The organism is Microcoleus sp. w1-18aA5, assembly GCF_036701705.1.
In the GTDB taxonomy this organism is placed as follows: Bacteria; Cyanobacteriota; Cyanobacteriia; order Cyanobacteriales; family Microcoleaceae; genus Microcoleus.
This window is the reverse complement of sequence record NZ_JAUPTE010000010.1, coordinates 1-22,593: the sequence shown is the minus strand read 5'-3', so window position 1 is coordinate 22,593 and position 22,593 is coordinate 1. Positions and strand designations below refer to the sequence as shown.

25 protein-coding genes are annotated in these 22,593 nt (G+C 43.0%); 13 read left to right on the top strand and 12 right to left on the bottom strand.

All coding sequences use genetic code 11. The features are described 5' to 3' along the window. Positions 1 to 36 precede the first annotated feature (36 nt). From Q5691_RS05430 to Q5691_RS05420, 3 genes are all read right to left on the bottom strand, one after another. Positions 37 to 621, bottom strand: coding sequence for a Uma2 family endonuclease (locus Q5691_RS05430; protein ID WP_333215299.1), 585 nt, complete (start codon positions 619 to 621; stop codon positions 37 to 39). A gap of 35 nt (positions 622 to 656) precedes the next feature. Further along, positions 657 to 1,238 carry a Uma2 family endonuclease gene (locus Q5691_RS05425; RefSeq protein ID WP_333206102.1) on the bottom strand — a complete coding sequence of 194 codons (582 nt, stop codon included), beginning with the start codon at positions 1,236 to 1,238 and terminating at the stop codon, positions 657 to 659. A 298-nt stretch (positions 1,239 to 1,536) separates the two neighbouring features. Next, the gene (locus tag Q5691_RS05420; RefSeq protein ID WP_006632618.1) at positions 1,537 to 2,175 is read right to left on the bottom strand and encodes a peroxiredoxin; all 639 of its coding nucleotides are present in this window, start codon (positions 2,173 to 2,175) and stop codon (positions 1,537 to 1,539) included. A 160-nt stretch (positions 2,176 to 2,335) separates the two neighbouring features. Here Q5691_RS05420 and Q5691_RS05415 point away from each other — a divergent pair, with 160 nt between their 5' ends. From Q5691_RS05415 to Q5691_RS05400, 4 genes are all read left to right on the top strand, one after another. Continuing rightward, positions 2,336 to 2,611, top strand: coding sequence for a hypothetical protein (locus Q5691_RS05415; protein ID WP_333344110.1), 276 nt, complete (start codon positions 2,336 to 2,338; stop codon positions 2,609 to 2,611). Between the two features lie 95 nt (positions 2,612 to 2,706). Next, the gene (locus tag Q5691_RS05410; protein WP_333344109.1) at positions 2,707 to 3,069 is read left to right on the top strand and encodes a cupin domain-containing protein; all 363 of its coding nucleotides are present in this window, start codon (positions 2,707 to 2,709) and stop codon (positions 3,067 to 3,069) included. Positions 3,070 to 3,617: 548 nt separating this feature from the next. Further along, positions 3,618 to 4,499 carry a ChaN family lipoprotein gene (locus Q5691_RS05405; RefSeq protein ID WP_333344107.1) on the top strand — a complete coding sequence of 294 codons (882 nt, stop codon included), beginning with the start codon at positions 3,618 to 3,620 and terminating at the stop codon, positions 4,497 to 4,499. 39 nt (positions 4,500 to 4,538) lie between these two features. Further along, entirely contained in the window at positions 4,539 to 5,120 is a 582-nt protein-coding gene (locus Q5691_RS05400; protein ID WP_333215291.1) for an NAD(P)H-dependent oxidoreductase, read from the top strand. A 78-nt stretch (positions 5,121 to 5,198) separates the two neighbouring features. Here Q5691_RS05400 and Q5691_RS05395 read toward each other — a convergent pair whose 3' ends face one another. Beyond that, positions 5,199 to 5,822 (bottom strand): hypothetical protein, encoded by a 624-nt coding sequence (locus Q5691_RS05395; RefSeq protein WP_333344106.1) that lies wholly within the window; start codon positions 5,820 to 5,822, stop codon positions 5,199 to 5,201. Between the two features lie 90 nt (positions 5,823 to 5,912). Here Q5691_RS05395 and Q5691_RS05390 point away from each other — a divergent pair, with 90 nt between their 5' ends. After that, entirely contained in the window at positions 5,913 to 6,383 is a 471-nt protein-coding gene (locus tag Q5691_RS05390) for an excisionase family DNA-binding protein (protein ID WP_333344105.1), read from the top strand. A 3-nt stretch (positions 6,384 to 6,386) separates the two neighbouring features. Next, on the top strand, positions 6,387 to 6,956 hold the full coding sequence (locus Q5691_RS05385; protein ID WP_333344104.1) for a PIN domain-containing protein: 570 nt from the start codon (positions 6,387 to 6,389) through the stop codon (positions 6,954 to 6,956). A 193-nt stretch (positions 6,957 to 7,149) separates the two neighbouring features. Here Q5691_RS05385 and Q5691_RS05380 read toward each other — a convergent pair whose 3' ends face one another. From Q5691_RS05380 to Q5691_RS05370, 3 genes are all read right to left on the bottom strand, one after another. Beyond that, the gene (locus Q5691_RS05380; protein WP_333216390.1) at positions 7,150 to 7,314 is read right to left on the bottom strand and encodes a hypothetical protein; all 165 of its coding nucleotides are present in this window, start codon (positions 7,312 to 7,314) and stop codon (positions 7,150 to 7,152) included. A gap of 154 nt (positions 7,315 to 7,468) precedes the next feature. Next, positions 7,469 to 8,299, bottom strand: a complete 831-nt coding sequence (locus Q5691_RS05375) for an inositol monophosphatase family protein (protein ID WP_333344103.1) — start codon at positions 8,297 to 8,299, stop codon at positions 7,469 to 7,471. A gap of 124 nt (positions 8,300 to 8,423) precedes the next feature. Then, entirely contained in the window at positions 8,424 to 9,857 is a 1,434-nt protein-coding gene (locus Q5691_RS05370; protein WP_333344101.1) for a BCD family MFS transporter, read from the bottom strand. Positions 9,858 to 10,007: 150 nt separating this feature from the next. On the opposite strand from Q5691_RS05370, the gene Q5691_RS05365 reads away from it, so the two are divergent. Both Q5691_RS05365 and Q5691_RS05360 read left to right on the top strand, forming a co-directional pair. Beyond that, positions 10,008 to 10,952: an aldo/keto reductase gene (locus tag Q5691_RS05365; RefSeq protein ID WP_333344141.1), complete on the top strand. Its 945-nt coding sequence runs from the start codon at positions 10,008 to 10,010 to the stop codon at positions 10,950 to 10,952. Positions 10,953 to 11,178: 226 nt separating this feature from the next. Continuing rightward, a complete protein-coding gene (locus Q5691_RS05360) occupies positions 11,179 to 11,694 on the top strand; it encodes an isoprenylcysteine carboxylmethyltransferase family protein (RefSeq protein WP_333344100.1) in 516 nt (171 codons plus the stop codon). A 53-nt stretch (positions 11,695 to 11,747) separates the two neighbouring features. Here Q5691_RS05360 and Q5691_RS05355 read toward each other — a convergent pair whose 3' ends face one another. From Q5691_RS05355 to Q5691_RS05335, 5 genes are all read right to left on the bottom strand, one after another. Further along, positions 11,748 to 14,648, bottom strand: a complete 2,901-nt coding sequence (locus tag Q5691_RS05355; RefSeq protein WP_333344099.1) for a tetratricopeptide repeat protein — start codon at positions 14,646 to 14,648, stop codon at positions 11,748 to 11,750. 76 nt (positions 14,649 to 14,724) lie between these two features. Continuing rightward, the gene (locus tag Q5691_RS05350; RefSeq protein WP_333344097.1) at positions 14,725 to 14,916 is read right to left on the bottom strand and encodes a hypothetical protein; all 192 of its coding nucleotides are present in this window, start codon (positions 14,914 to 14,916) and stop codon (positions 14,725 to 14,727) included. Positions 14,917 to 15,002: 86 nt separating this feature from the next. Further along, a complete protein-coding gene (locus Q5691_RS05345) occupies positions 15,003 to 15,992 on the bottom strand; it encodes a tetratricopeptide repeat protein (protein ID WP_333344096.1) in 990 nt (329 codons plus the stop codon). A 134-nt stretch (positions 15,993 to 16,126) separates the two neighbouring features. Further along, positions 16,127 to 17,731 carry a serine/threonine-protein kinase gene (locus Q5691_RS05340; protein WP_333344095.1) on the bottom strand — a complete coding sequence of 535 codons (1,605 nt, stop codon included), beginning with the start codon at positions 17,729 to 17,731 and terminating at the stop codon, positions 16,127 to 16,129. 84 nt (positions 17,732 to 17,815) lie between these two features. Then, the gene (locus Q5691_RS05335) at positions 17,816 to 19,483 is read right to left on the bottom strand and encodes an NB-ARC domain-containing protein (protein WP_333344094.1); all 1,668 of its coding nucleotides are present in this window, start codon (positions 19,481 to 19,483) and stop codon (positions 17,816 to 17,818) included. 225 nt (positions 19,484 to 19,708) lie between these two features. Here Q5691_RS05335 and Q5691_RS05330 point away from each other — a divergent pair, with 225 nt between their 5' ends. The 5 genes from Q5691_RS05330 (at position 19,709) to Q5691_RS05310 (ending at position 22,508) form a co-directional block, all read left to right on the top strand. Then, positions 19,709 to 20,299 (top strand): C39 family peptidase, encoded by a 591-nt coding sequence (locus Q5691_RS05330; RefSeq protein WP_333344093.1) that lies wholly within the window; start codon positions 19,709 to 19,711, stop codon positions 20,297 to 20,299. Between the two features lie 156 nt (positions 20,300 to 20,455). After that, the gene (locus Q5691_RS05325) at positions 20,456 to 20,677 is read left to right on the top strand and encodes a hypothetical protein (RefSeq protein ID WP_333344091.1); all 222 of its coding nucleotides are present in this window, start codon (positions 20,456 to 20,458) and stop codon (positions 20,675 to 20,677) included. After that, positions 20,617 to 21,333 carry a hypothetical protein gene (locus Q5691_RS05320; RefSeq protein WP_333344090.1) on the top strand — a complete coding sequence of 239 codons (717 nt, stop codon included), beginning with the start codon at positions 20,617 to 20,619 and terminating at the stop codon, positions 21,331 to 21,333. Before Q5691_RS05325 ends, Q5691_RS05320 begins: the two co-directional genes overlap by 61 nt. A gap of 65 nt (positions 21,334 to 21,398) precedes the next feature. Further along, entirely contained in the window at positions 21,399 to 22,226 is an 828-nt protein-coding gene (locus Q5691_RS05315; RefSeq protein WP_333344089.1) for an N-acetylmuramoyl-L-alanine amidase, read from the top strand. Positions 22,227 to 22,253: 27 nt separating this feature from the next. Beyond that, entirely contained in the window at positions 22,254 to 22,508 is a 255-nt protein-coding gene (locus tag Q5691_RS05310) for a hypothetical protein (protein ID WP_333055503.1), read from the top strand. The last annotated feature ends 85 nt before the right edge of the window (positions 22,509 to 22,593 follow it).

Sequence of the window (22,593 nt, the reverse complement as noted above, 5' to 3'; positions counted from 1 at the left end):
ATTTTTACAAGAAGTTGATATTTATTGCTACCACTTTTACCAAATCTTGCTCATATTGAGTACGAATCCCGGCAAAACGGGGTCGCCGCTAACTGTAGCCGGATTCTCTAAACATTCCTCTGGTAAACCAGGACGGTAAATATAAACTCGGCGATTTTTGCGGTCAATTAACCAGCCTAACTGCACTCCTGGTTCTCTCATATATTCTTGCATTTTTTCTTGCAATGGCTTGAGATTGTCAGAAGCCGACCTGAGTTCTACTACAAAATCCGGGCAAATCGGGGCAAATTTTTGCTTTTGTTCTAGTGACAAAGCATTCCATCTTGCCAATTTTATCCAAGCAGCATCCGGCGACTTTTGGGCACCTGTTGACAGAGTAAATCCTGTACTCGAAGTAAACGCTAAACCAGTACCATTTTGTTCTGCCCAAACCCACAGTGGCCCAAATATATTACCTTCTCGGTTTCCCGTCTCCGAACCAGTAGGAGGCATAATTAGCAATTCTCCCGATTTGTTGCGTTCAATTCGTAACTCACTATTGATTTGACAGAACTCGAAAAACTGGTCATCTGTCATTTGCAATTCTGGTGGTATTCGCAACACGATTGTTGATGTCAACATAATTGATTTCCTCGATCGTTGCTCCTATACTAAGCTTACCAAATCTTGCTCATATTGAGTACAAATCCCGGCAAAACGGGGTCGCCGCTAACGGTAGCCGGATTCTCCAAACATTCCTCTGGCAAACCAGGACGGTAAATATAAACGCGGCGATTTTTGCGGTCAATTAACCAGCCTAACTGCACTCCGGGTTCTCTCATATATTCTTGCATTTTTTCTTGCAATGGCTTGAGATTGTCAGAAGCAGACCTGAGTTCTACTACAAAATCAGGGCAAATAGGTGGGAATTTATCTTGCTGTTCTGGTGACAAAGTATTCCACCGTTCCAGTTTAATCCACGAGGCATCTGGAGACCTGTCACCCATTGAAAGCTTAAATCCCGTACTGGAGTCAAAACACATACCTGTTCCATCTTGGCGAGCCCAAATATACAACTCTCCAAAAACGCTACCGCTGCGATTTCCTGTTGTTCCACCAGTAGGGGGCATAATTAGCAATTCTCCCGATTTGTTGCGTTCAATGCGTAATTCACTATTGATTTGACAGAACTCGAAAAACTCGTCTTCTGTCATTTGCAATTTGGGCGGTATTCGCAACACAATTGTTGATGACAGCATTTAGCCTTTCCTCCACTTTAAATTGTTCAGACAAAATTGCACAATTTCTTTGTTTGTAGTTAGGACTTTAGTCCTCAAAAATCCGGATTAAGGACTCAAGTCCTAACTATAAGCTGGTGTGGGATCAATTCCGGTTTATCGGAATGATTAAACCGCAGAGGGCACAGAGGACACAGAGAAAGAGAAGAGAGAGATAATAATTCCGAGGTCAACGGATTTGATATGACGCGCGAATTATAGAGGTAAGGTGCTCTGCGGGCACCCTACATAATTAGTTCTGCTTCCAGGAATGTTAAACCTATTTATTCGGCTGAGGAGTCATCCGCAAATAAGGCTTAATCGGCGTATAACCTTTAGGAAATTTCTCTTCCAACTCTTTCGGGTCGGTAATCGAAGGTACGATGACGCAATCGTCGCCGTCTTTCCAATCAACCGGAGTCGCAACGCTGTATTTGTCTGTAAGTTGCAAGGAATCAATTACTCGCAAAATTTCATTAAAATTCCGACCCGTGCTCGCCGGATAAGTAATGCTCAAACGCAATTTCTTTTCCGGATCAATCACAAAAACTGTGCGGATTGTTAAGTTGTTCAGCGAGTTGGGATGGATCATGTCGTAAATGTCGGATACTTTACGATCGCCATCTGCTAAAATCGGATAATTGAGGGTGACATTTTGAGTTTCCTCAATATCTTTAATCCAGCCCATGTGAGAATCCACATCATCGACGCTGAGGGCAATGGTTTTGACGCCCCGCTTTTCAAATTCAGACTTTAGACGGGCCACTGCACCGAGTTCTGTGGTGCACACTGGAGTATAGTCTTTCGGGTGGGAAAACAACACGACCCAGCTATCGCCAGCCCAGTCGTAGAAATTGATTTCCCCTTCAGACGAAGCTTGAGTAAAGTTGGGAACTGTATCGCCTAATCGCAGAGTCATAACTGATTTCCTCTAAATTTATTTAAGGACTGCTCCTTATCATGCCATAATTGCCCGGTTTCTCGATCGAGCTGTAAAGGATTCTAAACTTTTGGGTCGATCGATCGGCAATTCCACTACTGTAATGTATGTGTGGCTTATACCGCTAAATTTTCTTGCTATGCTTTACTTTTTGCTTAAGGCAATACAGCCTATTTTAGTCCCGCTGTGTTTTGTCTCCGCCTGGGGTTTAGTTTTTTTGCTCTTTTCGAGTATCGGGCGTACTGTCTCCGACTCCATGCGCCGAGCTCAGCGGATGCACCAAATCCCTTGTGCTAACTGCGTATTTTTCACCGGCGACTACCACCTCAAGTGTCCCGTTCAGCCTACTATAGCTTTATCTGAAGATGCGATCGACTGTCCTGATTATCGAGGGCATTCGGGAATTTACGGTTAAAAAATCCGGCCGCCGCTTTACATATTTCTTAACATCTCTGGCTCTTTCAATTAAACTTAAGTTGTGGTAAAGAGATTTTCAGGAGAGGGGAAAGAATGCTAATTCAAAAGCTAAATGCCTGCGACGAGTTTATTGCTGGCGACGGTACTCAACTGCGAGAATTGCTGCATCCAGACAAACAAGCTGTGGATTTGCGTTACAGTTTAGCGCACGCCACTTTGCCACCGGGACAAACTTCTATGCTGCACTCCCTGACAACTTCTGAAGTTTACTACATCCTCAGCGGCGTTGGAGAAATGCACATTGACGATGAAAATCAATTCGTAGAAGCCGGAGATGCAGTTTACATTCCGCCAAACGCCAAGCAGTTTATTTACAACTGTGGCACGAAGCCCCTAATATTTATTTGTATCGTCGATCCCGCATGGCGGAAGGAAGACGAGACAATTTTCCAGTAATTTTCTAGTTTTTCTCCTTTTATGCTCGTTACCAGGCTCTGCCCGGTAACGCATATCTAGAGGCTCTGCCTCTACTGAAAAAAACATCACAAACCAAAAATCTATTTTAACAACAACAGCACCCAGCCATATGTACCGAGTGATTTCCTCTTTTTTCAACTTCGATGTGGAGTTGCAATAATCCTCGGATTCAGTTGCATTGCTCCCCTCTCATTAGTTGAGGAAGTATCAGCTTTGTTGGTGGGTGCTGCTATTGGTTTTTGATGAGACAGATGTGAGATTAGACAGCGTTTTACTCCTTAGATTCTATTGTGAACTTCGCTGCGGTATCTAGATGTGGTATCTGTCAGAGAAGCTTTTTGTTCGCTTCATATTATTAATTTAGCACCTTCTTTTAGAAGCGCAAGTACCTGCAACTAAACTTTACATTTTTAGAAGTAACGGCGGAGAATGATGAAGTTAAATTAAGCATTGAGCTTTCTAGCTGCTCAGCTAAAATAGTAGAGTTCGGCTGTGCTTGCTGCTGCGAGAAACGGCATAATATTTGTATGAAAACAACCAAACTCATCAAACTGTGCGCCTTATCGCTTAGTATCTTTCTGCTGTGTAGCAGTGTAGTGACAGCGCAAACCACGGCGAACCCTCAACCTCAGCAGACTTACACTAACCAAGAGATTCTGCAACAGTTGGTAAAGGCAAAAGTCGTGTATCTGGGAGAAACCCACGATAGCGCGGAAGACCACCAAGCTCAACTAAAGATTATCCGAGAAATGCAGCGGCAAAATCGGAAAATTGCGATCGCGATGGAAATGTTTCAGCGTCCCTTTCAAAGCGCGATCGACAACTACTTAGCAGGTAAACTGACTGAACAGCAATTAGTCGAGCAAACAGAGTACGATCGCAGATGGCGCTTTCCCTGGGAATCTTACGCCCCCATTTTGCGGTTTGCCAAAGAAAATCAACTACCCGTCCTCGCCTTAAATACACCATCCGAAGTAACGAGAAAAGTTGCCACTCAAGGTTTAGAAAGCCTCACAGCCGAGGAAAAAAAGCACATTCCCCCAATATCCGAAATTCGCACCGACAACGCCGAATATCGGCAACTGCTGCTAGAAGTTTACCAGCAACACCAAAAGGCAGCACAGGGAAATAGTACGGCTTTTGAAAGATTTTTGCAAGCCCAAGTTTTGTGGGACGAAACTATGGCGGAAAAAATAGCTGAATTTGTCAAAGCCAACCCCGACTATCAAGTTGTGGTGTTGGCGGGGAAAGGACACATTATTTACGGTTACGGCATTCCCAGTCGCGTCGAGAGGCGTTTAGGAGTCGGGAATGTAAAAATGCGATCTGTTTTACTCAATTCCAGTGACAATCCTGTTTTGTCGGCAGATAGACCCATTGCTGACTTTGTTTGGAATCACTCGAAATAGTACAATTATACGCAAAAACAATAAGCAGGAAAAAAATCAATGACAAACCGACCAAAAATACTGGCATTTGCCGGGAGTACCCGCGAAGGATCATATAACAAACTGCTGGTAAAAGTTGCGGCGGCTGGGGCTAGTGCGGCGGGCGCAGAAGTTACTTATGTAGATTTGCGCGATTTGCCGCTGCCGCTATTTGACGAAGATTTAGAAGCAAAAGAGGGAATGCCAGAAAATGCTCGCCAATTGAAGGAATTGATGGTAGCGCATGACGGGTTTTTGATAGCTTCTCCGGAGTATAACAGTTCAATTACGCCTGTGTTGAAAAATGCGATCGATTGGGTATCGCGCCCAGCACCTGGTGAACCGGGATTGGTGGCATTTACTGGCAAAGTAGCGGTAATTATGAGTGCTTCCCCAGGCGGAATGGGCGGTTTGCGGGGATTGGTGCATTTGCGATCGATCCTGGGGAATATTAACGTATTGGTACTCCCCGATCAGAAAGCAATTCCCCAAGCTTTTGAAGCATTTAATACTGACGGTACGATGAAAGATCCCAAACAGCAGGACGCTGTTGAAAATCTCGGTGCTAAGTTGTCTAATGTGCTGTCGAAATTAATCGCCTGAAGCAATAAATTCATTTTGCAGTAGGGACACAGCAATGTTGTGTCCCTAATCCTAGTATCTGTTATTTTGCTGGCTGCATCAAGTGCGATTCATAGAATAAAAGCCTTGAAACGGCATTGTTAAAATGCCCAAAATCCGACTAATTTCATTAATAAAAAAGTCTCGCTTGTCAATGAAAATTGTACTGTTACTCAATTTAAGAAACTTCCAATCAGTACCCGTAGTAACAGCCCCATAAATGCTTTCAATTTGCTCTCCGCTGCGCTGATTAAATAATTGGGCGGCTACCATTTCTGCAATACACGGGCCTAAACCGGATTTAATACTTTCATTCTTAGCCTCTGTGAGAGTAATTACGGGGGCGCGAATTTCATAGGAATCCTTCGATGCAGTGAGAATATAATCGCAATACCCGTTTAAGCCCGCTTCTACATCTACATTGAATTCTGAACCAGAGAAAAAACCAACTTGAAAATTAAATTGCCGCCTGACTTCCAATAATATTGGAGCAATAATTAATTCAGCGCGAGCCTTTTCTGTATTAATTGCAGTAGCTAAAGACAGGTTTTCAGTTAAAGTAGTTTGCAAATAGGAACTTGGCTGTACCTCTGGGATATCACTAAACCAATCTAAAGGTTCTTCTACGGTTAAATTAAAAGATTCTCTAACTTTCGCTAAAGTTGTAAAGTCGCTGTATGCCACAGGTTAACCTCCTTGCTCGATTTTGGCGATCGCATTCTGAAATTGCTACAATTATAATTGATTGCCTGTTATTCTCACCCCTAAATTAACATGACATTCACCGGAGATCCCGACTCAGCACCTGCTTTGCCCACAGCAGCAGAAGCAGCGGTTGCCAAAACCAGTAGCCGCGCTTTAGAATCGCACTTGCAAAATCATCCGTCTGGCGAATCCCTCAAATTGATATTAAACGAAAAAGAGGGAAAGACAATTGACATACCTGCTGCAGCATTGCCACTGCTATTAGCGATTTTGCAACAGACAACCAGCGGCAATACTGTCAAGCTGATTCCAATTACTGAGGAACTGGATATCTGGCAGGTTGAGGCATTACTCAATGTCTCTCGCGAGTATGTGTGGAAGTTGCTAGATTCTGGCGAAATTCCTTACAAAATGGTAAGTACCTGTCGCCGAATACGTTATGAAGATGTAATGAAATATAAAAAGCAGGATTATGACAAAAGAAGTAAAATACTTGACGAACTTGTCGCAGAATCAGAAGCACTCGGTTTGTACGACTAACTCATGGAAATTGTAAAAGTTGTCTGCGATGCTAATGTTTTGTATTCAGCCGCACTCCGCGATTTTCTGATGGAATTAGCAGTTGGTGATGTGTTTGAGCCGAGGTGGACAGAAGAGATTCACGGCGAGTGGATGAGAAACGTGCTTCAAAACAATCTAAATCTCACCTTAGAACAGCTTGCCAGAACCAAAAATCTGATGAATGCAAGCATTAAAAATTGTGTGGTGACTGGCTACGAGCCAATTATACCAGAGTTGGAACTCCCAGATCCGGGCGATCGGCACGTTCTAGCAGCAGCAATTCATTCTCGCGCGGATTTTATCGTTACTTTCAATCTCAGGGATTTTCCTGTGGAGAATCTCAAACAATATAACATTGAACCGCTGCACCCAGATCAGTTAATCATGCGCTTTCTCAACTTAAAGTTTGAAGGTGTATGCAAAGCAGCCGAGAAACAAAGAATCAGGCTCAAGAATCCGCCAAAAACGCCTGACGAGTATTTACAAACGCTGGTAGAATTGGGACTGCCACTGTCAGCAAATCGGATGCGAGAATTGTGCTATCGAGATTAGTGCGATCGCAAACCACAGACTTTTCCGAGTTTCTTCCAAAGTTTATTCTTGTATCTTCCCACAGGCTAACTCTTCGACCTAGCCATACCACTCATCTACTTTTTCCAACACCGCAGTAAATATATTTACCCTTGTGCCTCTACTTGAAAACGGGTATAATTTTATTTCCTAGAGATAATAGCTCGTGGAAAACTTACCACAAATTGTACCAAAACCGCATCACCCGATCGACGTAAAACAAAACCACCCGATCGCAGATTGGCAGAAACAGACAAGAGTAGACATACTTAAACCATCGGTCATCGGTCGGTATATTTCTTCCAAACAGCACGGCAGGCGTGGGAGACTCCTCCGTCACGCCTGCCCTGCAGTTTTATTTGATAATTGAGCGATTTGTGCGATCGCCAATGATACCAGTTCGCAAAAAGAATGAAACTGTAGATTATATTCAAACCCTTTGGGAATTAGTAATTCCTTAATCGAAAATCTAAAATCGAAAATCTAAAATAGTATCACCCCATTTTTTTCTTCTTCCAAGCCTCCACAAACGGCAAAAACACCGACACCAACTCCTGCCGATTCATCACCAAAGTCGGATAAGAAATCCTGCCGTAATTCTTCCCCACTTCCAGCGGAAAAATCGCCTGGGATTCCAGCGGCAGCCAAACCGCACCCGCAGCCTTCACAATTACCCAACTCCCCGCAATATCCCAAATTTTCGGAGTCGCTTCCACCCCTCCCATAGCCACACCCGAAGCCACAGTCAAAAAATTGTAACTAGCCATGCCCAACATCCGAATTTTACTCGGAAGATGAGGCCCGATTCCCACACTCCGGGAACACAAATTAAAAATATGATTTCCGCTCATTTTATCAGCAGTCGGCCGAATTTGCTGCCCGTTTAAAAAAGCACCTTGAGGCATATTGTCAAACACGCCGCCCGCAAAATCAGGCGCATAAAAACCGTGAAAAGACTGATTAATTGGGGGCAAATGCACGTAGCCAAAAACCGGAGTTCCACGATACAACAACCCCAAAGAAATACCCCAAATCGGAATTCCCCTAGCAAAATTAGTTGTAGCATCCAAAGGATCAACAACCCAACACCATTCCGTATCTGGGAAAACGTGTTCTCCTTCCTCGCTCAAAATTCCGTGACTGGGAAAAGTAGATGCGATCGCAATTCTAATCTCCGCATCCGCCCAATTGTCAGATTGCGTAACCAAACTCCCATCATCCTTCTCATCCGCTTGTGCAGAACCGAAATCCTTCAAAAACTGCTGCCCGACTGTCTTGACAGTAGTCTGAGAAAAAGTTAAAATTGAATCCCAAAAATTAGTCATTAGTTATTGGTTATTGGTTCCTGATTCGTTATTCGTTATTGCAATAACAACTGACAACTAACAACTGCCAACTGCCAAGTGACAACTGCCAAGTGACAACTGCCAAGTGACAACTGCCAAAATATCAGTCTAATTCATTTTCAAGAATAGTGGCGATCGCACTTTTAGCATTATCCTGAAACTCACCAACATCCACCCTACCCAACAACCAAACAGCCAGAATCATACCCGCAGCCGGCACAGCAAAAACCAACCCGTAAGCCAACATCGGCACCCCAAACAAACTTCTGCCTAAATCCAAAATAGCACCGCCAGTAATCGTCGCCACACCCCGCGCCATCGCCTGCGACAAACCCCAAGCACCAATAAAAGTCCCAGCAGTTTCTGCAGCAGTCAAATCCAACATCAAACTCAATGCACCAGTCGTCGTAATTCCCGAAGCAAAACCAAAAAACATTAAAGCCGACTTAAACACAATTGGATTCCCAGTAAATCCAGATAAAATAATTAAGACAAAACAAGCCGCCACCGACAAACAGCCCAACCTAATCGTATTTTGCTTGCCAATGCGCGGCACAATTAAAAAACCAGTTGCGCTCAAACCGATCAGAGTACCAGTACCATAAATAGCATTCAACCGCGTAGTTTCCGAAATCGACATCTTAAAAATTTCCCCGCCGTAAGGTTCCAAAACCGCATCCTGCATAAACAAACAAATTGTCATAATCAGCAGGAAAGTAAAAAACAAACCGGTTTGGCGGCTAGCAGTCAAAATCCGCAGCGCACTTCCCAGAGTAATTTTATCTTCTCGATTCACTGCGGACGATCGCACCCCGTAGCGCGAATACTTTTTCTCAACCCCAAAAGTGGCAATCCCCACCAACAGCAAAACCAGCGCCGGCACCTTCACAAACAAACCATTAATCGAAGCCTGCAACACTTCCCGTGGCACATCACCATCAATTTGCTTCAGCAAACCGCTGCTAACAATCGCCCCGATAATAATACCAACCATCAGCATCGACCACACCACACCCACTAACTTCGATCGATCCTCCTCATCCGAAACATCCACCAACAAAGCAGCAAAAGGAGTCGAACTCGAACAAATAGCAATACCATAAAGCGCAAAAATCAAACCCAACAAACCCACCCAACCGTAAGTAGGAGTAGTCCACCCCACAGCCTCCAAACTGCTACCCAAGCGCCACATTACCTGCACCGCCAAAAAAGCAGAAATCACAAACAAAACGCTTCCTACCCACACATAACCCGTGCGGTGATGGCCAAACAAAGGCTTAGCATCAGACATTTGCCCAAACCACACCCTAGCCGGGGCGACAAACTGGTGCATAGCCAGCGTACCAGCCACCACAGTAGCCGGAATCGCCAACTCTTTAATCATGACGCGATTGAGTACCCCCAGCGTCAAAATCGACATCATGCCCAATCCCATCTGAAACAAACCCAACCGGAACATAGTCAGGAGGGTAACTCTCTTGATGGCAGGAGTCGCGGAATCTGTTAATCTTGAATCTGGCAAACGGTCGATCGACATAACTACTCAAATAAACACATCATTTGCACTTATAGTAACTGAGATATCGCCACCAGCCGCCATTCCTCCCCCGGCTAGAAGCTCGATCGGGATTATTCGTATAAATTCATATAAAAATAAAGAGAATCAATAACTGTGGATTTACCAACCGTGACAACCATTACCCTAGGACAAAACGGCCCAGCCGTCATTCCCCTGTGCGTCGGAACTTGGGCTTGGGGCGACAAACTATTTTGGAACTACGGCAGCAACTACGGCGCCGCCGAAGTCGAAGCAGCATTCAAAACATCCCTTGACAACGGAGTCAACTTTTTTGACACAGCCGAAGTCTACGGTAACGGCTTGTCAGAAGAATTACTGGGGCAGTTTATCAAAAAAACCACCCAACCCGTGCAAATAGCAACCAAATTCGGCCCCGTACCTTGGCGGATTACAGGAAAATCAGTTTCCGACGCTTTGAGTGCCAGCTTAAAACGCTTGCAAGTAGAACAAATAACCCTCTACCAAGTGCACTGGCCGTTCACTTTTTTACTCAGTCAAGAAACCTTGATGAACGCCTTAGCCGATGAAGTAAAACAAGGCAGAATTCAAGCAGTAGGAGTCAGCAACTATTCAGTAGAACAGATGCGCGAAGCCCATAAAATACTAGCAGCCAGAGGCGTTCCCCTAGCAACAAATCAAGTCCGGTACTCCTTGCTGTCGCGGCAAGTAGAAAAACAAGGAATTGTGAGTGCATCCCGCGAATTAGGAGTGACAATTTTAGCTTACAGCCCCTTAGCCCAAGGATTGCTCACCGACAAATACACAGCCCAAGAACAACCTACAGGAGCCCGCAAAATGGACTCCCGCTTCAGCAAAAGCGGCCTAGAAAAAATTGAATTAGTCATGTCCACGCTGCGGAAAATGGGCAGAAAGCGCGATCGCACGCCCGCCCAAGTTGCCCTAAACTGGTTGATATGCCAAAACGGAGTCATCCCCATTCCCGGCGCCAAAACCGCAAAACAAGCCCAAGAAAATGCAGGCGCATTAGGCTGGAATTTGAGCCAAGATGAAGTCAATCAATTAGAACTAATGACTCGTCCTTGGCGAGAATAAATTTGTTAATTGTTGACTGTTGAATGTTGACTGTTGACTGTTCGCTGTTCGCCGTAGGTTGGGTTTTACTTCACTCTACCCAACCTACAGTTCACTTTCTCATCCCCTCTTCCTTCTGCCCTCTCCCCTCTTCCCTCTTCCTTCTCCCTTCTTCCGACGGACATCGGACTGACATCCGTTACATCCGTTACAGAATCAGTTGCCGAACTTCCTTATTCCTTCAATTATGAAAATTTTAACAGACTGGGGTTTTACGCGCGAAGGCTGGCGCAATAACAGCCGAGGCGAATATTTAGTTTTGCTTCAAGGAGGATTGCTCACAGGATTTGCAATCTTACCAGTTTATCAACTGCCAGGATTAAAAATTCAATCAACTCAATTACTTGCTCTTACTTGGAGTGTAGCAAGTATTCTCGGCTTAGGCGGATTAATTTTAATCATCAAAGGATTGATAGACTTAGGAAAAAACCTCACACCTTTACCGTATCCCATAGAAAACGGAGAATTAGTCCAAACAGGCATTTACGGAATAGTCCGGCATCCATTATACAGCGGCTTAATTTTAGCAGCTTTCGCTTGGACAATTTTTCAACTTAGCCTATCGCACTTAATAGCTACTGCAATTTTACTGATATTTTTCGACATCAAAGCCAACCGAGAAGAAACCTGGTTAACCAAAAAATATCCAGACTATTCAGAGTACCGCCAGCGAGTAAAAAAAATAATTCCCGGAATCTATTAACAGTTCGATCTAAAAACCTCGCTGTCAACAGTCAACAGTCAACTGTCAACTGTTTAAAGACCATTACCAATCAGAATAAACGGTGCCCAGTAGTATGGATGATGCAAACGACTGGCCACTGACGGTTTCAAACCGCTGCGAGTTTGAGCTAAAATTGATAAATTGGCCGATCGACCCAACACTGAATCATTACCTGTAATTAAGGCTATTTGCGCTTTTTGCAAAGCTTCTGCCTTTTTATTTCCAGACAGCAACGCCGTATAAAAAGCAACCATCAAAGCTTGAGTGCCACCATCATCTACTTTCCATAAAGAAGCGATCGCAGCTTTTGCTCCTGTTTCCTGTATCTGGTAGCCAAAACCTAAAATTTCTTCTCCATTACCTAGTTTACCACCTATCCCAGTCTCGCAAGCACTCAATACTACCAAGTCTACATTCAGGAGATTTAAAGTTTGAATATCGGGCATGGTAATTGTATCCCCATCACCTAGCAAAATAAACGAATCTTCCGGTTGTCCGGTAACAAACATAGCATGAGTTGCCAAATGAATAATGTTATAATCTGGCAAGCGGGGAATCATAGTTGTACGATTGAATTCCCGATCGATTAATTTTGTAGTTCCCGGCACCATCGCAGCTAAATTTTCTACTTCCAGCCCCGCAAATTGCAAGCCAGGAAAAGCAAATGGAGTAGACCCCCGTTCAAAATTATAACGACCCGTAGCAAAAGCACCAGCTAAAATGTGAGGTTTAGCAGCAGTTTCTCCAGTGAATTTTGTGAGGCTCGTAGCAGTAATATTATTAATTGCAAACCGCTGCCCCAACCATTGTTTACCATCATATAAAGCTGCTAGAGGAATGTAGCGCAACTGTCCATCAGGAGCATAAATAATGCTTTTAGCTTGTGCTTCACTCAGATCGTCTTCTAGGGGTTTGATTAACCAATTATAAAGTTTCTTAGCTGGGATTGTGGCATCGTATTTGGGATTTCCCAAAGCCATGCGGAATTCCATAATTGCTTGATTGAGTTCTTGTTTTTTAACTGCTACAGTACGTCGGAATGGGGGAGAGTCAGCAGTTGTAATTACCAATTCTAAACGGTCTTCTAAAATTAAAGGCTGAATCAATACTGCCTTTTTTCCTAACCGCTGCAATAGGTCTCCCCGTATGGTATTGAGTTGAGCTAGATTCACAGTTTGTACTCTAGCATTAGGGCTGAGTAGTCGGACAATAGCAACAATTTCACGGGAGTTAATAAATTCATTGAATGTGCCGCGCATTTCCTGCTGCATTTGCCTGAGAGTGGCGATTTCTTGTTGCTGTTGGGAGGTGCGGTTAGCTACGGGAATTTTTTCTAATTCAGCAAGCTTTCTGCCTAGTTGAATTTCTCTATTTAAAATTTCATTGTGCCTGTTGCGAATTTGCTGTTCTTGAGGAGTTAAGGGAATGCCTTGTGCCGTTTGTTCGTTTCCCCGCACGGAATGCAGGTAATCTTCTATTTCTTGAATTTTGAGTAAATCGAGGACTTGTTGTGCTTCTAAAACTCGGTCTTGTTGCAGTAATAAATCGGCGAGGCGGCGATAGGTATCGGCGACAGTTGTTGTATAAGATCGCTGTTCTTCGGTGGGTAGGGAGCGTAATTGGCTGCGAATTGATTCGGTAACGTTGACAGATTCTTTATAGAAAATTATGGCTAATTCTGGTTGATTTTGTTTGGAGATTACGTCAGCAATGTTACTGAGAGTAATTCTTTCTCCAGGGCGATCGCCTACTTCTTTACGGATTGCTAAAGATTCCTGATATAATTGCAAAGCCTGGGAATATTGACCAATTCTTTGATGAACTGTACCTAAACTATCCAAAGTATCACCTAGATCCTTACGATTGCCAAGATTTTGGAAAATTGACAATGATTGTTTGAGGACATCTATGGCTTGAGAATACTGACCTAACTGCTGGTAAACTACGCCTAAATTGTTAAGGGTATTTCCAAATCCTGTAATATCGCCAATCTCTTTACTAATAATTAAAGCTTGCTGATAAGAGTTTAATGCTTCAGTATACTGACCCAGTTTAACATAGGCGAAACCAATGTTATGAAGAGTAGTTCCCATACCTACTTTATTATTTGTTGCTTGATAAGTAGCTAAAGCTTGTTGATATAAGTTTAGTGCTTGCCAGTATTGACCCAGTTCGCTATAGGTTGAACCAGTCCGATCGAGAATATGAGCTTTATCAGTAGGATTATTTAAAATTTCAAATATCGCTAACGCTTGCTGATAAAACTCTAAAGCACGAACATACTGCCCCAAATTTCCGTAAATTATTCCCAGATTGGTTAAGGCACGTCCTTCACCAGCTCGCTCTCTCTCTTCTCTACTAATAGTAAGAGCTTTTTGATAGAACTCTAAAGCACGATAATAATCCCCCATTTCTTGATAAACAGCACCAAGATGATTGAGAGTGTTACCAACTCCTGTTAGATCGTTAAACTCCTGACGAATAGCAAGAGCTTGCTGCAAAACTTCTAGGGCTGGTTGGTATTCGCCTAATAATCGATATACGTCTCCAAGATTGTGGAGAGTAGCTGCTTGCCCAGTACGATTGCCTAAATTTCGACGCACTTCTAATGCTTTTTGATAAAACTCTACTGCTTGATGATATTGACTGAGACGGTCGTAAACAACGCCTATTTTGTGAAGAACTTCCCCCTCACCTGGGCGATCGCCGATTTTTCTCCCAATCTCCAAAACTTGTTGGTAGGTTTCCAGTGCTTTTTGTAGGTCGCCGCTATTTAATTGCTCGTTCGCCTGTTGAAACAGTCTATCTGCTTCAGTTTTAGTATTTTGGGAATTTTGTGCTTGTTCTGGCACTTCCAGCGCTAAAGCATTCGATCTTTGTAACAGGGGGGAGCCGAGCAAAAGCAGGTAGCAAAAAATAAAAGTTGATATCAAAGATAATTCCCTCACTTTTAGCTAACCCTAAACAAGTTTACCTCAATAGGTCATTTGCCTTAAGAACAAGAAATTCCTAACCTGTACGATCGACTATATTACCGGGAGTGGGTGGTCTGACACTAGGAGGCTCTGTGATTGGTCGTTTGATCGGAGTGCTATCTGCTACATGAGAAATTAAAATAGTTTCTCCAGCACCAAGCCTCAACTCGTTTGTTACAGAAACTAATTCCTCAGCTACCTGACTGGCAGATTTTTCATTACTCATTTTCGTTCTTGCCTCTCACCTCATGATTTCCAATTTCATACTCCCTCTAAAAACTTTTTCCGGGAAAAATCAAAATTTTCTCTAAATTAACTCCCCAATCCTCCGGCAAAGCGTTGCGGTTTTGCCAAACTTGCCTTGAGTTTGGCAATCTGCGTTTCAATTTCCTTGACTCTTGGCGTATTTCCTAAAGCTTTGTGACTGTTTATGGCTTGCATCAACCAGCGAAGTGCTTCTTGCTTTTCCCCGATCGCCCCGTACAACTCCCCCAAAGCCTCCTCTAACTGCGCTTGCTCCCCGATGTCTTTGGCTGCACTAGCTAATTCCTGTGCTTTTAGATAATTGCTCTCTGCCAGCAATCTCACCCCTTCTTGCCAGTATAAATCGCCTAGCTTGCGATAGGCAATAGCTTCTCGAAAACCCTTTGCTACCAATGCTTCCAATGTCTCGATCGCCTCAGATTTCAAATCGGAACCGATGTAAAAATAAGCACGTTGCAAAGCTTTGGTTTTCTCGGCAATTTTTTGACTGTTAATTTGCTCGATCGCCCCTTTCACCAGTTGCTTTTGGGTCGTTGGTAGCATTCGGAAGCTTCGATCGGGCAGTTTTTCCTCGTCCGATGTCCTGCCGTTCTCAGCTTTTACCACCAGTAAATACACAAATCCCGGTTCCAGTTGTGGTGTTCCCGGATACACTACCTCATTTCCATTAACATTTGTTTCCCAAATTGTGCGATCGCCCTTCACTAAACTCACAGTATAATTATTAACACCGGGAACTTTATTCCAACGCAACTTCGGGCGATCGTTCAGCAATAAAGTGCGTCGGGGACTGATAATATAAGGAATTAAGACATCAAGAGGCCCGCGAGGATCGGCAGTATAATCCTCACAGTCGATCGCTAGCATTTCCGGTCGATCGATACCTGAAACTTGAGGATGCAATCCATTAATTACAGGATAAACATTTGACGCTGTGACGATCGGGATTAAAGGCGTCAGCCCAAAAATAGCAAAGTAAGTAAATGTTTTGCCTTTGAGATTGATTGGTGTCAGCTTGGATGGATGATTATTTTTCATGACCTAAATTATTTTTCATTGTTCGCGATAGCGAAGCGATCGCATAAACTTTGGAAATCTTCATTAGTCCTCTGAAGCGAGGACTTGTGCTTTGAGGCAGGGGTTTAAACCCCTGCCGGACTATCGGAGATACGCTATAACTTTAAATTTTGAAAATTTTTGCTAAATTCTTGCCGTATCCATCTCTGTTCTTCAGGCAATTCAGACGACAAATTATTATAGCATTTTTTCCAATTAAATCTAGATTTTTGTGGATTTCCTTGACGTTCTAAAAGAACAGCGTGCAAACAGTAAGCAACAGAGCGATCGCTAGAAATATTAATCGCTTTCGTCAGGTTATTGTTAGCCTCTTCATATCGCCCTAACTCCAACTGCGCCCAACCTAAATTTTTGTGTATAGTGTACGTTGTCTTAATATCTGTGGCAAGTGGTAAAGCTTTTTTTAACAGCGGTAGAGCTTTCGCATATTGTTTATCTAAAATTTCCAGTCGCGCCAAATTATTTAAAGCTTTATTAACACCTGCATTGATAGCAATTTGATATGCAGCGCGAGCCTTGTCATACTCTTGTTTGTCTTCATAAATTACGCCTAAGTTATAGTTAACTTTTCCATCATTTCCTTGAAAAAATAGAGCTGTTTTATAATATAATTCCGCATTATCTAAACGTTGATTTTTGTAATTGCTCAAACCTTCTTTGTTAAGATAAAATACTATCTGGGGTGAGAAAGTCCACAAACCGCCTAGCAAAAAAAAGCTAGCTAGAGCTAGTTTGCCTACCCAGTTAAAACGAATCCTATCAAAAATAGGATTCGTTTTACTGGGTTCAATGGATTGTTTAATTTCTGGCAACGGTTTCGCCAATCTTTCCAAGGGCGATCGCGCGTCTCCTCGTGCCAAAATCTGCAAGATTTCCTGGCAGTTTTGTGGTCGCTTGCCAAAAAAAGGAGCCATCATGCGGTCAATTAAATCTGCCAAATGTGGTAAAACTTGCGTTGCTTTATCTCGCCAGATCAATTCACCATTGTCAGGATTTTTAGGTAAATCGATCGGCACTTTTCCTGTCAGTAAATAAACAAAACTACGCCCCAAAGCAAAGAAATCCGATTGCGGTACTGCATGACCCTCTGCTTGTTCGCTTGGCGTATAGCCAGCGGAAATAATCGCAGTTCCCGTATAATTTTCTTTTTGTTGCCGCAAGTAAGTTTCTGTTACTTCTCGCACCGCACCAAAATCAACTAATACCAATTTCCCATCCGGCTTTAACATGATATTGGACGGTTTAATATCTCGGTGAAAATACTGCTGCTGGTGCAGTAAATTGAGAATTTGTGTGAGTTGTGTCAACCAGTCGATCGCAGTTTCTGTATTTATTGGTTGATTCGCTCTTGCTAACATCCACTTTTGTAAATTTTGCCCCGGTATTTTCTCCATTACCAAACATGGTAACGGTTTGCTACTACCTTCAGGCCAATTAAAATATCCGTCTTTTTCTACACGAGGAATGCCGGGGTGTCTTTGGCTCATTAAGAACTTTGCTTCTCGCTGAAATAAAATGGTGGCTTTTTGCTTAATATCTGGGTTATTAAAGTTATCTAAATTCAAAACTTTTAATACTTTGATAATGCCACCATCGTCTACTTCAAAAATATCGCCAAAGCCACCGCCACCAATGCGATCGATAACTTGGTAGCGACCTTGCAATATGAATCCTGGATGAATTAAGTTATTTGGAACCATAGAACCTCTTAAGAACCTGTAGGGGCGGGTTCGCCAACTAATTTAAAGCTTGCAGATCGGTTACATAAACCCGCCCTCCCCACTCTATATTTCAGTTTCTCCTAGCAGTTTGAGAATATTTTTCTCTGCATATTGAAGCTTTGGGGAAGGACACTCGCGCACTTTTGACAAAAGTTTTTTTAGCTGCATTTGATAATTATTTATTGGAGTTAAATCTAAGCGTTCTCGAACTTTGGTTAAGATCGGGTGTAGCTGAGTAATTTTAGTGTCCTTGAGTTCGGGCGATCGCTCGAAAGCATGACTTCCGATTAAACCTAGCTTGTCGGTGGATTGCGCTTCCATTGCTTCGAGAATATTTTGGCATATTTGTTCGATCGAATTATGGGTGAGATATTTCATCATCACGGGTTCGAGAGTGAATTTTGCTTCAGCACTAAAGGGAGAAAGCTCTTTTTCGATTAACGAACGCCTTACCAAGGATTCTAATACTGTTAGTAATTCTGAACTAGAAACGCCTGCTGATAATTTTGCTTTCAGTTGGTTCCAGGAAATCGGCTGCTGTTCGATCGCCAGCCAGTACATGACAGCTTTTCCTAAATCCGATAACCGCTGAAAATGTTCGTTAAGTAGATTGGCAAAAATATCGCCAATAACTAAGGAGCTTTGACCCATAAATTGACTGATATTGCCATTAAACAACTCTTGAATTGTGGTAGCAGTAATTTTCAGTGCAGCCGGATGACCTCGGTATACTTGTATTAGTTCGTCTAAGCCGTTTTCTGAGTCAGAAAAACCAATGGATGCCAACAGCATTTTTGCATCTGTTGGTTTTAAGCCTTTAACTTGTAATGCACGTACAGGTAAGGTTTCGCCTGCTAAAGATGCAACCTCTACAGGCTTTTCTCGCGATAAAAGTAGCAAGCAGCTTTGATGCCTTTCTTCTGAGATTCGCTGCAATAGTTGACCGTACCCTTCATAACCATCTCCGTAATACCCAGCTATATCTCCACTTTGCAAAATCATTTCCCAATCATCTAGGATCAGCAAACAACGGCGATCGCGCAAACTTTTGATTAGGGAAGAAATTTGCTCGCCTATAGTAGTTGGCAGTTGCGTTTCTGGGGAACTGCTGGCAAATGAGTTCAACTCAGTCAAGATTGTCAGCAAGGGAGGTGCATGACGGAGACTGCGCCAAATTAGATATTCAAATTCACCCTGAATTTGTTCTCCCAGTTTAGCAGTCAAAGCCGTTTTACCAATACCTCCCATACCCAACAGCGCCACCAAGCGACAGCGATCGCGGAGTACCCATTGACTGAGGGTATTTAATTCTGCGGCGCGGCCGAAAAAATTTGAGACTTCCGGCGCTTCACCCCAATCTTGGCATAAAGGAGTGCTTGTAACTCCTGAAACATCGCCAAAATCCTCGATGTTGACCAATTGTTCCGCTATTTCTGGTGCAATTGGCTGTGCGGCTATCTCTGACTGCAAGTGCGATCGCCTTTCCAATGCCGTTTGAAAGTTTCTTTTACTGACTCTTTCCCCTAAAGCTTCCGAAAGCAGCTTCCATAACTTGGGGCCAACATCTTGCATCAGGTATTCGGCAGCATATCCGTAAGCCTCTGCAATCTTATGATACTCATGACCTTCCCAAGATCCCCTCAGAATTATTACTTCTATATCTTTTAAGTGTCTGTTTGTTTTGGCAAATACGGCGGTATCTGCGAGTTTCAGCCCTTCTTCAAAATTCATAACGTTAAAAAATTTTCATTGGATCTTGAGTATAACCTGAAGTTTACTGAGGTTTACTTATTTAAACTGAGGTTGCCTCATTTTTTTTGTTTTTGGATTGAACTTTAACAACTTAGGTTATCTATATCGACCGTACAATAACAACTCGCTACTGTATAAATATCAGCTCAAATAAATGGTTTGAGGCTAAATCAATCCTTTACAACACTTACCTTGAGGTAAATTATGGCTGTCAATCATAACGTTCCGTATTTCAGTCAATATGATAACGAAATTGAACCCTGGCGCACTTGCGGTGCTACAAGTTCGGCAATGTGTCTGAAATACTTTCAAGTTGCAGATTTAGGCCCCTTTGCACAGTACGAAGATGATGTTAAAAAACGTTTCGATAGGCTGGGAATCGATCACGGTTCTCCCGATGGCATCAAAAGATTGTTAGAGGGTTTGGGGTTGAGAGATGATTTGACATTGAAAGGGAGTCTTTCAGACATCACTCGCTCTCTCGATTCTGGCGAGATATGTATATTGCACGGTTATTGGACTGTTCCGGGTCACATTCTAGTTATTCGCGGTTATAACGACAAGGGTGACTTTTTTGTGAACGATCCAGCCGGAGAGTGGTTCTACGCAGGCTATCGGAAAAATTCCCCATCTTCACCAGATAACAAGGGCGAAAACAAGTTATACAGTCGTAAATTGATATCCTCCGCTGGCAATGCTTTTAGTTTGCGTGAAGCTTTATCTTTTTATGACAATTGGGACAGTAGCAAAATTGACTCTACTGCAACAATGTGGCTGCATCGAATTTCCAAATAACTCTCAAATTTTACTGGTTGGCGATTGATATCGCCTCGGATGAATCGCCCATAAAAAAGGTTTGTAGTGAGGACTTTAGTCCGCATTTTTCCAAAATCTGTAAGAAAGGACGCTCAGTCCTTACTACAAACATCATTACTACTTGGAGCTGTGAATATGACGATTGAAAAAGTTGAGTTACAAATCAATGACGGGATTATCGATACCCCTCACCTGATTGATGATGTCGAAATCCTGCAAAGGCGCTTAAAAGATTGGGGATTATTACCAAAAGATGCCAAAATTGATGGACTTTTGGGTCTGTCACTAAGGCAGCAGTGGAACAATTTCAACGGATGCGTCCTGCTGATAAAAGCCAATTTGTCCCAGGCGGACTAAAGGTAACAGGTAAAGTCGATCGCAATACCTGGGCCGAATTGCTGAAGGTGAAGCCAGAAGAAATCGCAATAGTTACTCGCCAACCCAAGATTTGGGATATGCCAGGTGGTTTCCCTAGCGTCGATCGTATTTTAGATATCGCTCAATCCCCGTCGGCAATTCGTCCCTTTGCCAAGAAAAATTTGCCTCTTATCCTCAATCAATGTCAGGGTAATGGTGTCATCGATCGCGGGCAAATTGCCTATGTTTTTGCAACAGCCGAACATGAATCCCATTTTGGACGTTTGATGATGGAATTAGCTGATGGGTGGGATTATGAAGGCCGCGAAGATTTAGGGAACACTGAATCCGGTGATGGGCCTCGCTTCAAAGGCAGAGGTTTCGTCCAAATTACAGGGCGTCGCAACTATCAAATATGGAGTGAAAAACTCGGAATTAATTTGATAGATAATCCAGAAAAAGCCGCTCTCCCTGAAATCGCTGCCATGATTCTAGTTCGGGGAATGCGCGATGGTAGCTTTACGGGTGTAGGTTTGAGTGATTTCATTGTTGGCGATCAACGCGATTTCTCTAAGGCCAGAAAAATAGTGAATGGACGGGACAGGGCCGATCTCATCGCGCAGATTGCTGAGCATTACTTCAAAGCCATAGCCTAAACAGAAGTTGCCCCCTCCGTGGGGGAAATTCCACCTACAAATTAAACAATTCGGAGTCATTTTTTATGTCATTTACAGCAAAAGTTGTAACAGCAGCAGCGTGGGGAGCCAGACCGCCAAAATCTGGAACATTTCCTTTTCAAATGACTATTCCCCGCTATGTAATTGTCCATCATACAAACAACCAAAATCCTCCCAACGATGCCTCAAGAGGCACACTTGAAGGAGCGATTAAGTTGGCGCGAAACATTCAAAACTTTCACATGGATGATAATGATTGGTCGGACTCAGGACACAACTTCTTAAATACAACCGGAGGGTTGATTTTAGAAGGTCGGCACGGTTCCCTAGATGCTGTGAAAAAAGGGTTTTGCATTCAGTCAGCCCATGCAGGGCAAGATCCAGGAAAATTAGCCAACGGCAATCAATCTCCTGGTATTGAAAATGAAGGGAATTTCATGACTTTCCAAATGAGTGAAAAGCAATGGGAGAGCCTTGTAGAACTTTGTGTGTCATTATGCGATTCTTGCAATATTAGTCCGCTCAATATCAAGGGACACAGAGATTTCAGCAATACTGATTGTCCGGGTGATTTGCTGTACAGTCAACTTCCCAGTTTGAGAAAACAAGTTGCTGATAAGCTAGGTATGCAATTCACTCCCGAACAGCTAGAAAATGAGTCGCCATTTGTGACTCTACGCTTTGGTTCAACAGGTTCAGCCGTTATAAAACTCCAACAGCGATTGCGCGATCGGGGATTTAATCCAGGAGCAGTTGATGGTGTATTTGGTGAAAATACACAAACGGCTGTAAAAGCTTTCCAGCGTTCTGTTGGACTTGAAGATGATGGAATAGTTGGTAGCCACACTCGAACTAAGTTAGGACTTAGTTAAGCTTTAATCATTTAGGAGGTTAATCAAATGACACATTCTTCTATAGTTGAGACTCAACCAAATTCTTCAGAACATGGAAAAGAGCTTGCCGAATTATTTCAGGAAGATAATGGGAAATACTCGACAATGCGAGCCATGAGTTTTATTGCGCTGATTGCAGCGATTGTGTTTGGTGCAATAACAATAACTAGCAAAGATTCTGAGGGGAAATACATTACAACTGCTTTTTTAGTTGCTGCTTTCGCGCCAAAAGCTGTTCAAAGATTTGCAGAACGTGTGTAAGTAAAGTTGGTAAGCTGTTGTGCATTTAAAACGCATAGTGGTATAATATAACATAATGATATTCAGACAAAGTGAATGCCTGCTA